Consider the following 14007-nt stretch of genomic DNA (forward strand, 5'->3'; position numbering starts at 1 on the left):
AGGACGCCGCCCTCGGAGTGCACGGTGCGGCACGCGGGCGTGCACTCCTCGCCGGAGGAACAGCCGGTCAGGAGCAGCGCGACGGCGGCGATCGTAGGGCCGGGGCGCAGCGTGCGGAGTCGAGCGGTGCAGATGTTCACGAACGTGGCCTTCCGGAGTTGGGACAGTTGGCCGTGATCCTGGGCGGCCGTACAGCTTGCGTCCCATGCAGCCGCCGGGCGGGCCCGGAGTCACGCCGTGAGGTCGTACCCCTCGGCCCACAGGTCGTAGTAGTAGTACAGGTGCTGTGAGGTAGTCACGGGCTCTCGGCTCCCAGTCGATGCCGTGGATCGCGGCCAACACGTAGGTGGCGACGGCAGGGTAGAGCAGATCACCGGCCTGCTGGAAACGGCTGAAGCGGGAGCCCTGCCACGGGTAGCCGGCCCGAAAAAGACGAGCGTCCGGCCTCCGCGGCGGCTATGTGCAGCCCGTCTCGTTCGCCGGATCAGGTCTGGGGCCGCTCTCACACAGATGTTGCTTTCACTGGAGGCTTTCTTCTGCGGAGCCAGACTTTCCTTCGCCAGGGAGTTGTTGCGGTCGCACCAACTCCAATACTCAGAGCTATGGCGGCAGCTGCCCAACTGAAGAGATCGCTGGGAGAACTCGCCGTCCAGTCCCACCAGTAGAGGGGGTACCAGATCAGGAAGAGGGTCGAAGCCAGGGGGATAGCCCAGCTAAGTTGCTGTCCCAGCAACCTGACAGACAGCAGCGAGAGGCCAAGCCAGATCAAGATGGAGCGAACGAAGACCACCCCGTCCGCCGGTCTGACGGCGAGTGCCTCAGCACCAAAGGAGAAGGCGCACGCTGTCAGAGTGAGGGAGATGCAGTATGCGGCTCGAAATCGGTACATCGTGGGTGTGCCCATTTCTTCATGTGCCGATAGCGCTCCGTCGAGGGTCGCGGTGAGGAAAACGGCCGACAGAAGTGGAAGCTCATGCCGGTAGGGCACACCTGTGGTGACTCCCCCGCTACCGATGGAGGGAAGCGAGATATGGACACCACCGAAAAATGCTGATAGAAGGGCAACGAAGGCTGTTCCAGCTAGGACGGCACCGCCCCGGTGGACTCTTGCATAGCGGAGTAGTTCAGGGCCGTTCATCAGGATTGCACCAGTTCTCGCGAAGATGGCTACGCTCATGCGAGACCCATTTCCGCTGATCAGCAGAAGACATTCGGGCGGCCTTGGTAGCTTCACGCTGCGCGGCAGAGACACCTTCTTGGTGGAGACCCTTATCGGCAACCGCCGGGTCCTCGCCCATAGCCCGGTATTCGAGCCATAGATGGATATTATCTATGGCCATCAACGCTTGGCGCTCGTTGGCAGGAGGGCGACATAGCCCGAACGACTCGGTGAACACCTGATCAGCCATGGCTATCGCCGCAGTGCGTACATGTCCTTCAGCGATATCGAACCCTCGGTCTCCCAGTGCGATACGCCGCAGCCCGTACTCATAAAATGTGTCGGGCGCTTTGAATTGATGCTGGCCGGTCTCGCCAAGGCGCTGAACCATTCGGGTCAAATCTGGCAGGTACTTTCGGTGCTCAGGCCATACACACACCCGCGAGGTGCTTTCGTTAACACGATCACACAGCGGCGCAGTTGCAGAGGCTGGACGGTCCGCGCTCAGTTCGCCGGCAGCCGGAATCGCGAACAATGCGGTAAGAGAGCAGACCAGTGCCCCGACAGCAGCACCCTTGATGTGCCACGATGACCGCCGGAAAGGTGTTTCACGCTCGGCCCTTCTCCTCCGCGGTGGTGCCGTGACTGCCAGGACCACGAGAGCGAGAGCGAAAAGCATACGAACGACGGTCGGCTGCACCTGCAGGTGTGTGTCCGGAGGCCCTGCAAGGACTTCGAATCTGAACGGCAGCGCCAGCATGCTGATGAAGCAGCCCAGCGCACAGACGATGGGGGTGAATCCGGCCGATGGCCACCACCGGCCGGCCAGATGTCCCACGGATGCAAACATGATCAGGGTCGCGGCTCCCAACAGCAGGTAGGACGGCCACAAAAAGCCTGGCCCTGCATCGTGAAGCGAGACAGCGGCGGCGGTAAGGCACCCGACCCCATACGCAACGAACCCGAGCGTGAGAGTGGCAGCCAGCCTTGTGGCCTCGATCCGCCAGCCGGGCCGGGCAGCTGCCAGTAGGAACTCGGGGACTCTCGCCCGAGAGGAACGTCCAGCCTGCCAGGCGGAAACGCCAGCGAGGATGGGCCCCAGGAAGAGTGTGACGATCTGCGCCGCCACACTCGCCTCAGGCCACACGCCGATCCAGTACTGTGACCGCCCGAACAGCACCAGCAGGTCCACCGCGACCATCACTGGAAAGGCGGTGAGAAGAGGGGATCGCCGCAGCTCGATGCGGTAGGCCTTCAGCATGTGCTTCCCTCTGTCGGCCGACTGTTACCCAGAACGGTCATGTAGCCGCGCTCCAGCGGGCTGTCTCCCGGAGCTGACGGTGTGGACGCTTCCGCCAGTTGCTGTGGAGTACCGCTGTGAACTACCTGGCCATCGCTCAGTACAAGGACAGCGTCACAGGCAGCGCCTACGTCTTCCACCAGGTGTGTACTGAGCACGATGGCAGCTCCCCCGCGCGCGAGGGAACGAATGAGGTCACGAAAGTCGAGGCGCTGCGCAGGGTCAAGGCCGACTGTGGGCTCATCGAGGAGGAGCAGGGAAGGGGAACCCACGATGGCTGCAGCGATCCCGGCACGGCGAAGCATCCCGCCAGACAGTGACTTCATGCGGTCGCGGGCTCGGTCGGCTAGTCCGACGGCAGCCAGAGCCTCTGCTGTCGCGGATTCGGCCTCCTTGGGCGGAACCTCACGCAACCAGGCACAGTAACGGACGAAATCGGTGATGGAGAACGCTGGGTAATAGCCGAAGTCTTGAGGCAGGTAACCGATCCGACGACGGACTTTCCGGACGTCCCGTTCGTTGATGACGGACTTACCGAAGAGCTCCAGTTCTCCGCTCTGCGGTGGCGCAATCGTGGCGAGAGTGCGGAACAGCGTGGTCTTGCCTGCTCCGTTGGGGCCCAACAATCCAGTGACACCTGGATAGATGGATAGGTTTAGATCTTCGATTATGTGTCGGCCACCATACCCCTGGGTGAGCGCCGTAAATCGAGCGACGGAAGAAATCGGCATAAAGAGAATTCCCTGGAAATGCATGGTGGGCCCACCGTTTCAGTGGGCCCACCATGGTGCTCTTAAACTACCGGCAGACTACTTGTTGCTCACAAGTGGACGTGAGTCTTGTTGATCTTGAACGTGCATTCGTGAGAATTGAACGAACCCACGAATCCGAAAGGCACTACCTTATAGTTCTGTGTGTCGACCTCGGCACTGCAATCGTAGTCCGCCCAGTATCCGTCCGGAGCGGCCGTTGCATCTTTGCAGTAGCCGTGGCCGGACGTTGTGTACCAGTAGCCCCGGCAGCCGGCGCTCCAGCTGCTTTCGTTACTGGCGCTGGCTGTCGGAACCGTAAGGCCGATAGACACAGCCGCCAAAGCGGCAACGCAACCGACCTTCGCGGCCTTTGTGGCAGTTATTCGGTGCAGAAAGGAAGTCATTCCCCCCCTGGGGATAGAAGGTCAAGGGTTGATGTGATCACCCCTCGACATCGGCACCAGGAATCTAACATGTTCTGCGGCCGTGGAATATGGGTTTGTGATCTGGTGATGAACTTGCCTGGGCCGTAATTAGATGAATAATTAACGAAATCGTTGGGGTGCGCACTTTGTTTTTCAGAGTTTCGGGTCGTTTGTGCCAATGGTGTTGGTCCGGATGAGTCGGACCGGGCATGGGCATGGTTTCCGGATCGTACGAGGTGCGCCCGGCCGGGGGCGCCGACCGGGCGCTGCAGAGGTCAGCGGAAGAGGAGCGGGGCGAGACTGGCCAGGTGATCGATGCCCCGCGCCCGCGGGGATGGACCGCCGGGAGGCGCGTGGTGGGAGAGCTGCCGATGGTTGACCCCGCGCCCGCGGGGATGGTCCGTACGCGGCCCCGGGTAACTTCATGCTCGGCGAGTTGACCCCGTGCCCGCGGGGATAGTCCCTGCACCAAGGGCGGACAGGACTCCGTACGCGGGTCGACCCCGCGCCCGCGGACAGTGGGGCTGACCCTGGAAGCGTCGGCGCCGCGGCTCCGGGGATACTCCGGTGGTCATGCTGTTTTGTCCAGTTTTCGTCGTCCCCGGCGTGGTCCTGGTCAGGCGTAGGGCGGAGGCGCAAACCGGTGCGCGTACGGCTGCTTCCGCCGGATGGTCTCCCGCTACGGAGGGTCATCGCGCCCGCCGCGAGTAATGGTGCGGAAAGAGGCTCGCGAATAATGCCGTTGCGGCGCAGAGGTGATCTGTGGCCCTGGCGCCGAGCCTGCCTTACCGCTCGGGGCAGCGGTCGTGCTGGGCGGAGAGAAACTGGTGTGGCGAACGCCTAACCGATCCCGATCGAGTGGGATCGAGGAGGTTGTAGCCGGATGGAAGTGGGTGTTTATGTCCGTTCCTTCGGCATCTTCGCAGGTGAGAGGCGTCACCGGTTTAGGTTCGAGTCCCACCCGCCCCACGAAAGCCCGGGTAGAAGAACCGTTTCTACCTGCGGAGACGTAAGAAGGGGGCCCGCCACACCAGTGTGGCGGGCCCCCTTCACACGTCCGGACCAAGATCCAGGGGACACACAGGGGACACGGCGACGGCTCAGGAAACGAAGTGGCCACCAGGCCGCCTTCTGACGCTTGTTCGAAGCCGGCGAGCGGGTCTGCGCGCGGCCTCGCAGGGGGACCTGTCGGCAGCATCCAACAGTCCAAGCCGGAGTCCTCGGCGCGGGCGGCCGTGAAGCGCGTGAGCGGAGGAGTACGGCTGCTGCTCCTGCGGGTAGCAGTCGTTGAGGTTCTGCGCCCGGACCGGCTCCCGGTCTCTGCTGCGCGCTCGCGCAGCTGCTCCCGGAGCGGGGCTCGCCGTGACTACCGTTCTCCGGTGGACTGCCCGTGGCGGGTGGCGTGCAGGCTGCCGAGCAGAGTGAGTGCCTGGGCATCGGCGCTTTCCGGTTCGGCGTGGTAGATCACCAGCAGCTGTCCCGGCGCCCCGCGGACATCGAAGGACTGGTAGGTGAGCGAGAGGGGCCCGACGTCGGGGTGGTCGAGTTCCTTGGCGTCCTGGGTCTTTCCGTAGACGGTGTGTGATGCCCAGAGCGCGGCGAAGTCCTCGCTCGCCCCGGTCAGGAAGTCGATCAGCTCGTACAGACGCGGGTAGTGGGGGCCGAGGCCCGTGGCGTGGCGCAGCCCGGCGACGACCGCCTCGGCCGATCTGTCCCAGCGTGTGAAGAATCCCCGTGCCGCTGGGTCGAGGAACGTCATGCGGGCGAGGTTGTCCACTGCTTCGAACGGGGAGAACAGCGCTTCGGCCAGGGCGTTGGCCGCCAGGAAGTCCTTCGCCGGGTTCAGGACGAACGCCGGGGCGTCCGTATAGCCGTCGAGGAGTTGCTTCAGCGGTGTACCGACCGCTTCCCTCGGCAGGTCCCGGTTGCCGTCCCGTCCCGCGCCCGCCAGCCGGTACAGGTGCTCGCGCGCCGCGTCGTCCATGTGCAGGGCGCCACTGATCGCGTCGAGGATCTGCGGGGAGGGGCTGCGCTCGCGGCCCTGTTCCAGCCGGGCGTAGTAGTCGCTGTTCATGCCGGCCAGGACGGCGACCTCCTCCCGTCGCAGCCCCGCCACCCGGCGGGCGCCGTAGGAGGGGAGGCCGACGTCACGGGGTTGCAGGCGTGCACGGTGGGCGCGCAGGAAATCTCCGAGATCGTTGCTGGTCACCCGTCCAGGCTAAGCCGCCTCCTGGTGGTGTGCCTGGGCATGCCGTACCCCGGCACAGCCTGTCCTTTCTCCCGACTCGGCCGCGGCACAGGCTTGCCCGAAGACACCAAGGAGGACCAGGCATGACACACACAACCAAGACCTTGCTGATCACAGGCGTCAGCGGCGGCCTCGGCCGAGCCTTCGCCACCGCCGCCCTGGAGGCCGGCCACACCGTCGTCGGCACCGTCCGCAACGGCGCCGACGCGGCGTCCTTCACCGCCCTGCACCCGGCACGCGCGCACGCCCGCATCCTCGATGTGACCGACGACGAAGCCGTGTTCACCGTGACGGGAGAGGTGGAGGAGGCCATCGGCCCCGTCGACGTGCTGATCGCGAACGCGGGCTACGGCTTGGAAGGGACCTTCGAGGAAACCTCCCTGGCCGACCTGCGCGCCCAGTTCGACGTCAACGTCTTCGGCGCCGCAGCCACCATCCGGGCCGTTCTGCCCTTCATGCGCCGACGGCGCCGCGGGCACATCCTGGCCGTCACCTCCATGGGCGGTCTGGCCGGCTTCCCCGGCGTCTCCGCCTACTGCGGCAGCAAATACGCGCTCGAAGGCATCCTCGAAGCCATCGGCAAAGAAGTCGCCGCCTTCGGCATCCACGTCACCGCCATCGAGCCGGGCTCCTTCCGTACCGACTGGGCCGGACGCTCGATGATCCGCGCACCGCGCACCATCCCCGATTACGACGACCTCTTCGAACCCATCCGCGCTGCCCGCAAGGAGGCCGATGGACGACAGCCCGGTGACCCGGCCCGCGCCGCCGGCGCTCTCCTGCGCGTCCTCGACGCACCCGATCCGCCCGCCCACCTGGTCCTCGGCTCCGACGCCCTGCGCCTGGTCCGCGCCGGGCGGGCGGCTGTCGACCACGACCTCGACACCTGGAAGGACCTCACTCTCTCCACCGACTTCCCGCAGACCGACGAGAAGGGATGACAGGGCTCCATATCGCTGAGGAAAGCTACTGCCTGCCGTGGGCGGCGAGAGGCCGAGAGGGGAGAATCCGTCGAACCCGGGTCGACCGGGTGTCCGGGGGTCGACCCCGCGCCCGTGGGGATGCTCCGGCCTTGTGCAAAAAGGTGCTTCAGGGGGCGGTAGGTCCGTTTCTGGCAGCGGTCTCTAGCGGTCTCTAGCGGCCTCAAGCGGCCTCATGGGCGGACCGGGCGTCACGCCGGATCACCCGGCCGAGCCCAGGTCAGTAACGTCTGCGCGAAGGTCGAGGAAAGGGGCGCCACGGTGACGGACAACGGCTTGGCGTGGATCGGCGAGCACTGGTACAGCGGTGCGATCGTCAAGGGCGGGATGCTCTCGGACATCAGCCTCACGGCGGTGCGTGGCGTGGACCCGGTGGACTTCGTGGTGCGCCTCGGCGCCGACCGCGGCATGGCCGAACGGCCGCCACTGTTCAAGGACTTCGGCCGGCGGAGCGTAGGCCCGGGCGACAGCGTGGCGATGTTCGGCCGGAGCGGGGAGTGGACGTATGTCCTGGAGGTCGAGCGGTCCACCTGGCACCTCGTCTTCCTCGACCGGCTGGGCCAGGACACCTTGGTGGAGCAGGGGGACGAACTCGTCTGCCTGGACCGCTTCCTGCACGAGTCCCCGTGGGTGTTGCACGTCGACGCGGCCGGCGAAGTGAGTTCCGGCGAGCCCGGTGACAGCCTGCTGGAGACCGCGGTCCCGCCCGGGGACCGGCTCGGGACGTTCGCCGCACTGGACGCGGCCGTGCGCCGGGCCGGGGCGGTGCGGGACACCTTCCCCGGCTGCGAGGATCCCGAGGGCGAGGATGAGGAGTTGGCGAAGCGGCTGTTCGCGGCGGTGGGCGAGCATCTCGGTCTTTCGCTGCCGCGTAGGGAGATCGAACTGGGGCTGCTGCCCGCGGTGCATCTGCCCTCGCCGGTGTGAACACCGTCGACACCCGCAGAGCCCGGAAGACCGTGCCGCAACTCTGTTCAAGTCACTTACCTGCTGGTAATTTGCGTCGCTGTTACCGCTAGGTAACACGCGTCTGTCATCGCTGTGTTCCATGAAACGAATCCGAGGGAACCATGCATCGCATCGCCATCGGGAAGCTGGCAACCGCAGTCGTCACTGCTCTGACCGTCACCGCCGTTCCAGCTGCCACGGCTGTGGCCGCCCCTTCCGCCCCGTCCGCCTCGTCGACAGTGACGGCGGCAGATTCGTTCTACACCTACGACGGCAGCAAGCCCTTGTCCTCGTACGCACCGGGCGCCGTCCTCAAAACGCGGACGCTGCAGTACCACGTCCTCGGCATCCCGACCCCGGTCAAAGCGATCCAGCTGCTGTTCCGCACGGTCGACGCCCAGGGCCGCCCGTCCGCCGGGGTGACCTCGATCGTGCGCAGCCTCAACGGCGATGGCGGCAAGGCCGTGTCGTACCAGTCGTTCTACGATTCCCTCAACCCCGCGGACTCACCGTCGCGGGCGATCGCGGGTGACGTCTCCCTCGGCGGCCTGATCGCGAACGGCGAGTCCCTCCTCATGGTGCCGCTGCTGCTGGCGGGCTACAACGTCATCATCCCGGACAGCGAGGGACAGACCGCCGACTTCGCGGCCGGCCCGGAGTACGGAACGAACACGCTGGACTCGATCCGGGCCGCGAGCCAGGCCCCGGAGACCGGTCTGAGCTCCGCCACCCGGGTCGGGCTGGCCGGCTACTCGGGCGGAGCCATCGCCACCCACTGGGCGGCCGCGCTCGCGCCGAGCTATGCACCGGACGTCGACAAGAGGCTGGTGGGCTTCGCCGAAGGCGGGCTGCTCGTCGACCCGGCGCACAACCTCAAGTACATAGGCGGCAGCTCCACCTGGGCCGGGGTCGCGCCCATGGCCATCATCGGGGCCGCCCGTTCGTACGACATCGACTTCACGCCCTACCTGAACAGCTACGGTGCACAGGTCTTCAAGAAGCTCCAGAACGCGTCGATCACCAACGCCCTGGGCCAGTACGCCGGACTGACGTGGAAGCAGATGGTGAAGCCGGAGTACGCGAACCCGAATTCGGTGCCCCCCTTCATCGAGGCGGTGAACAAACTCAACCTCGGCTCGGCCGCCACCCCCGACGCCCCCGGGTACATCGTGCAGGGCAGCGGGGGCGTGCTGGAGGGCACCACCAGCAACCTCCCGGGCATCGGAAGGGGCGACGGGGTGATGGTCGCGGGAGATGTGCGCGCGCTGGCCCGGCAGTACTGCGACAAGGGCAACACCTCGATCAAGTACCAGCAGTACGACCTGCTCAGCCATGTCGGGGCCGCCGTGCCGTGGGCGCCCGCCGCTCTCGGCTGGCTCAATGACAGGTTCGCGGGCAAGGTGCCCCCGTCGGACTGCGGCCGGATCCCCGCGGGCAACTCCCTCGCGCCGGAGGTGCCGACAACAGGGAACTGACGCATGAGGGCTTCGTGCGCCTTGTGGGCGGGGTCCGCAGGGCGCACGGCCGACACCCCCGGCCCGGCCCGCCGGGCCGACGGCTCAGTCGTGCTCGCCGTGCTCGCCGTGCTCGTCCGGGCCTCCCATCATGCGGAGCATGTTCCTGCCGCCGGTCCGGAAGAACCGCACCAAAAACGCGGCGCCGATGAACAGGAAGGCGATGTTGAGCCAGGTCGTGTAGTTCCAGCGGACGCCGTCCATGGGGACTCTCGCGTCGGCCCGGTCGGGGATGAGCCCCAGGCCGCCGAAGGCGAACTCGAGGACGTATCCGGCGACGACCATGGCCGCGTAGAAGGTGGCGAGCAGGAAGGCCGTCATCCGCGCGCCGTAGTACTTCCGGTAGATGTTGAGGATCGGCAGGATCAGCAGGTCCGCGAAGACGAACGCCAGGACGCCGCCGAAGCTGATGCCGCCCTTCCACAGCACGACCGCGAGCGGCACGTTCCCGATGGAGCACACGAACGAGGCCATGGCCACCAGCGGGCCGATGACCGGGCCCCACAGTTCGGCCGCCAGGGGATGGCCGTCGAAGAAGAAGGTGCGCCAGAAGGAGTCCGGGACCCAGACGGCGATCGCGCCGGCGACGAGCAGGCCGATCACCAGGTCGCGCAGGATCGCCGCCCACTCCATGACGAAGACGTGCGAGGTCGCCGTGAAGCCGTCCCGCGAGAACAGCCGCCTCGCGAAGGAACCCTCCCCCCGTACGGACATGTCCATCGCCGCGTGGCCCTCCATCGATCCGGCCAGGCCGTGCCCGGCCTGTTCGCGTGCCCGGCGCAGCAGCCCGTCCCGCAGGAGCAGCCGGAAGAGCAGCGCCAGCACGACGATCATGAGGGGACCGCCGGCGAACTCGGCCGCGGTGAACTGCCAGCCCATCAACAGGGCCAGGATCACGCCGAGTTCGACCACCATGTTCGTCGAGGCGATCTCGAAGGCCATCGCCGCCGTGAAGTTCGCTCCTTTGCGGAACAGTGAGCGGGCCAGGGCCACCGCGGCGTAGGAGCACGAGGACGAGGCCATGCCGAGTCCGGCTGCCACGGCGAGGGTACGGGGGCGGTCGTCGCCGAGCAGGGTGATGACGGTGGACTTGCGGACCACCGCCTGGACGACAGCGGACAGTGCGAGGCCGAGAATCAGGGCCCAGGTGATCTCCCAGGTCATGGAGCCGGCGATCGACAGTGCGTGCAGTACGGCTTGCATCCGTGAAGCCTTCCTCCCGCAGCGCGTTCCGGGCCGCGGACACGCGGCCTTGCGGCGCGTGCCTTGAGGCGGCCGTGTCGTGCGTGCTTCGGGGCGGCTGTGCGGTGCCTGCCGTGGGTGCGGCCGGGCGCCGTACGCACGGGAGGCCGTGGTGCGACATCTCGTGTCGCGCCACGGCCTCCGGCGGACCCGCGCCTCACCCCGTCCCGACTCGCAGGGCTCGGAAGGGAGTTACGGCCGGGTCCGGCCTCGTCTCAGTGTCCGGGCCGCCTCAGTGGCTCAGGTCCAGGTCGAGGTCGTGCCCGCCCTTGCGGTCCACCAGCAGCGAAAGGGCGCTGGGCGCGTATCCGCTGGCCACCACCGTGTAGTCGCCGGTGTCCAGGTCGTTGAAGGTGTACACACCGTCCGCGCCCGTGATGGTCGACCCGACGGTGTTACCGGCGGCGTCGAGCAGCGTGACCCGGGCGTCGTCCAGTGGCTCGCCGGCGCTGTTGCGGACGGTGCCGTGCACCCGCGCACCGGGTTCGAGCCGGACCTCGTAGCGGTTGGCCGAGCCGCTGACGACCTCCACCGGCACGGCCGTCGGCCGGTGCCCGCCGGAGCTCACCGCGAGGGTGTAGTTGCCGGGCACCAGGTCGCCGAAGCCGAAGTCGCCGGCGCCGTCGCTGGTACCGGAGGCGACGACGTCACCGCGCACGTCGGTGGCGATGACGAGGGCGCCCGCGAGCGGACGGTCGCCGGGGGCCGCCAGGACCGTCCCGGCGAGCCCCGCGGCACCGCTGAGAATCAGGTCGAAGTCGACAGGTCCGTCACCGACCGTCACCGTCGTCGCCTGCGGCTGCCGCGCGCCACCGGAGCCGATCAGGACGTACGTCCCGTCGGCGGGTGCCGCGACGAAGTACCGCCCGTCGTGCCCCGTCGTCGTACGGCCGAGCTGTCGCCCGCCCAGGTCGATCAGGGTGACCACGGCCTGCGGTACGGGGGAGCCGTCGGCGTCGCGGATGTATCCCCTGACGCCGGTGCCCGAGGCGTCCACCACGGCGGTTTCGGCTGTCTCGACCGGGTCGGGCTGGGGTGCCGCGTGGCGTCCCGGGGCGGGGACGGTGGCGGTGGCCGGTTCGGGGGCGGAGGCCTCGGCCGCGGCACTCGCCACGCCGCCCTCCTCGGCGGCGCGGGCCTGCAGGCCCGACACGTTGCGCAGCGGAACCTCCTTGGTCCACAGGACAATCAGGAAGCCGAGCGCGACGACACCCGCGGCGATCAGGAACACCAGGTGCATGGAGTCGGCGAAGCCCTGCTTGAAGGGCTCTGCCAGGCGCGGGTCGAGCTGCTGGATGAACGAGGAGTCGCTCAGCACGCTGGCCCCGCCGCCGCCCGCGCCGGGGTTCTTGACCATGTCGAGCACCGGCTTGTTGGCCGGGTTCGAGAGCACACTCGGATCGTGGAGCGCGGCCTGGAACTGCGGGGTCCGCGCGGCCGACTTGAACGCCGAGCCGATCTTGTCCCCGACATTGCTGAACAGCACCGACAGGAAGATCGCGGTACCGGCGGTGGCGCCCATCTGACGGAAGAACGTGGACGACGCGGTCGCCACACCCATGTCCTGCGGCGGCACCGCGTTCTGCACCGCGAGGACCAGCGTCTGCATACAGCCGCCGAGGCCGAGGCCGAAGACGAGCATGAAGACCATGGACTCCCACAGGGGGGTGTCCCACTGGACCTTGAAGTGGAAGAGCAGCAGCGCCACGACCATCAGGAAGGTGCCGATGATCGGGAAGATCTTGTAGCGACCGGTCTTGGCGGTGAGCTGACCGGCCACGACCGAGGCGATGATCATGCCGAGCATCAGCGGCAGCATTTCGAGACCGGACCGGGTGGGGCTGGCGCCCTTCACGATCTGGAGGTACTGCGGGATCATCAGCATCCCGCCGAACATGCCCGCACCGATGAGCACGGACAGCAGGCTGGTCTTGCTGAAGATCGCGTTGCGGAACAGCCGCATCGGGATCAGCGCGTCGTCGCCCATCCGGCGCTCCACGAAGATCCAGGCGATGATGCCCACGACCCCGATGACGTAGCAGATCAGCGAGTTCGTCGAACCCCAGCCCCACTCACGGCCCTGCTCGGCGACGAGCAGCAGCGGCACCACGCCGACGGCGATGGTGACCGCGCCCCACCAGTCGATACGGCGGTTGCGGCGGACGTGCGGGATGTTGAGGACCTTGGCGACGACGAACAGCGCGATGATGCCGATCGGGACGTTCACCAGGAACACCCAGCGCCAGCCGGTGACGCCCAGGATGCTGTCCTGCCCCGCCAGGAAGCCGCCGATCAGCGGTCCGGCGACACTGGAGGTGGCGAAGGTGGCCAGCATGTAGCCCTGGTAGCGGGCACGCTCGCGCGGCGGCACGATGTCGCCGATGATCGCCAGGGCCAGCGACATCAGACCGCCCGCGCCGATGCCCTGAAGGGCACGGAAGGACGCGAGCTCCGTCATCGAGGTCGAGAAGGTGCACAGCACCGAGCCGACGATGAAGACGCTGATCGCGGTCAGGAAGTAGGGCTTGCGTCCATGCAGGTCGGACAGCTTGCCGTACAGCGGTGTGGCGATCGTCGAAGTGATCAGATAAGCCGTCGTCGCCCACGCCTGCTGACTCAGGCCGTGCAGGTCGTCCGCGATGGTGCGGATCGAGGTGGAGACGATCGTCTGGTCGAGCGCGGCCAGGAACATGCCCAGCATGAGGCCGCTCAGGATGGTCAGGATCTGCCGGTGGCTCAGGCCGCCCGGGTTGGTGGGTATTGCTTTGGTCTCGGTGTCTCCGCGTGGCGCGGACACGGCCTCACTCATGCTTGCTTGCTCCCTGCTTCGCCGCCGCTTCGGTTTGGTGTCCCGAGCAGTGACGTGCGTGTTCATGCTCTGCCAGGTCGTCGTTGAGGCGTGCCATCAGCCGGATGAGCTGGTACCGGTCCTCCGGTGGCCATGGCCTGAGGAGTTCCGCCAGCTCCGCGTCGCGCTGCCGCCGGTACGCCTCGAAAGCCGCTTTCCCGGCCTCGGTCGCGTGCAGCAAGGCACCGCGCCGGTCCTCCGGGTCCGGGCGCCGCGCGATCAGACCGCGCTCCACCATCGACCGCACCTGACGACTGACGGTCGACAGGTCCAGGAAGGTGTCCGTGGCCAGGTCGGTGGCCCGCTGTTCACCGTCGAGCACCAGTCGGGCCAGGAGCACTCGCTCACCGGCGCCCTGCTCGAACTTGGCCCGGCGCCTGCGGGCGGTGAGCAGCCGCGAGAACCGTACGATCTGGCTCCCGAGTCCGGCTGCGGCCTCCTCGGCACTGGCGTCTCCGGTGACTGGAATCGCCTCTGCTGGGCGGTCATGGACCGTCCCCTTGTCCATGCCTCCCGCCTCCATTTTTTATTGTTGCTTGTATAGAGCAAGTTATAGTACCGGTTCTGGACCGGTGCTGGGAACACGGCCTC

10 protein-coding genes are annotated in these 14007 nt (G+C 67.1%); 3 read left to right on the forward strand and 7 right to left on the reverse strand.

What is annotated here, in order from left to right; translation table 11 throughout:
- Positions 1-502 precede the first annotated feature (502 nt).
- From OG285_RS25540 to OG285_RS25555, 4 genes are all read right to left on the reverse strand, one after another.
- Complete coding sequence (locus tag OG285_RS25540; RefSeq protein ID WP_371792343.1) at positions 503-1177, reverse strand: hypothetical protein; 675 nt, start codon at positions 1175-1177, stop codon at positions 503-505.
- Positions 1125-2420 (reverse strand): ABC transporter permease, encoded by a 1296-nt coding sequence (locus OG285_RS25545; protein WP_371792344.1) that lies wholly within the window; start codon positions 2418-2420, stop codon positions 1125-1127. The genes OG285_RS25540 and OG285_RS25545 overlap by 53 nt, the downstream gene beginning before the upstream one ends.
- A complete protein-coding gene (locus tag OG285_RS25550) occupies positions 2414-3214 on the reverse strand; it encodes an ABC transporter ATP-binding protein (RefSeq protein WP_371792345.1) in 801 nt (266 codons plus the stop codon). Before OG285_RS25550 ends, OG285_RS25545 begins: the two co-directional genes overlap by 7 nt.
- A 1788-nt stretch (positions 3215-5002) precedes the next feature.
- Positions 5003-5845: a helix-turn-helix transcriptional regulator gene (locus OG285_RS25555; protein WP_356825577.1), complete on the reverse strand. Its 843-nt coding sequence runs from the start codon at positions 5843-5845 to the stop codon at positions 5003-5005.
- A gap of 122 nt (positions 5846-5967) precedes the next feature.
- On the opposite strand from OG285_RS25555, the gene OG285_RS25560 reads away from it, so the two are divergent.
- The 3 genes from OG285_RS25560 (at position 5968) to OG285_RS25570 (ending at position 9287) form a co-directional block, all read left to right on the forward strand.
- Entirely contained in the window at positions 5968-6825 is an 858-nt protein-coding gene (locus tag OG285_RS25560; protein ID WP_371792346.1) for an oxidoreductase, read from the forward strand.
- 300 nt (positions 6826-7125) lie between these two features.
- On the forward strand, positions 7126-7791 hold the full coding sequence (locus tag OG285_RS25565) for a hypothetical protein (RefSeq protein WP_371792347.1): 666 nt from the start codon (positions 7126-7128) through the stop codon (positions 7789-7791).
- A gap of 143 nt (positions 7792-7934) precedes the next feature.
- Complete coding sequence (locus tag OG285_RS25570; RefSeq protein WP_371792348.1) at positions 7935-9287, forward strand: lipase family protein; 1353 nt, start codon at positions 7935-7937, stop codon at positions 9285-9287.
- A gap of 84 nt (positions 9288-9371) precedes the next feature.
- Here OG285_RS25570 and OG285_RS25575 read toward each other — a convergent pair whose 3' ends face one another.
- The 3 genes from OG285_RS25575 to OG285_RS25585 all read right to left on the reverse strand — a co-directional run bounded on the left by OG285_RS25575 (position 9372) and on the right by OG285_RS25585 (position 13924).
- The gene (locus OG285_RS25575; protein WP_371792349.1) at positions 9372-10529 is read right to left on the reverse strand and encodes a permease; all 1158 of its coding nucleotides are present in this window, start codon (positions 10527-10529) and stop codon (positions 9372-9374) included.
- Between the two features lie 271 nt (positions 10530-10800).
- On the reverse strand, positions 10801-13377 hold the full coding sequence (locus OG285_RS25580; protein WP_371792350.1) for an MFS transporter: 2577 nt from the start codon (positions 13375-13377) through the stop codon (positions 10801-10803).
- Positions 13370-13924 carry a MarR family transcriptional regulator gene (locus tag OG285_RS25585; RefSeq protein ID WP_356825565.1) on the reverse strand — a complete coding sequence of 185 codons (555 nt, stop codon included), beginning with the start codon at positions 13922-13924 and terminating at the stop codon, positions 13370-13372. The genes OG285_RS25580 and OG285_RS25585 overlap by 8 nt, the downstream gene beginning before the upstream one ends.
- Between the last annotated feature and the right edge of the window lie 83 nt (positions 13925-14007).

The organism is Streptomyces sp. NBC_01471, from assembly GCF_041438865.1.
GTDB lineage: Bacteria > Actinomycetota > Actinomycetes > Streptomycetales > Streptomycetaceae > Streptomyces.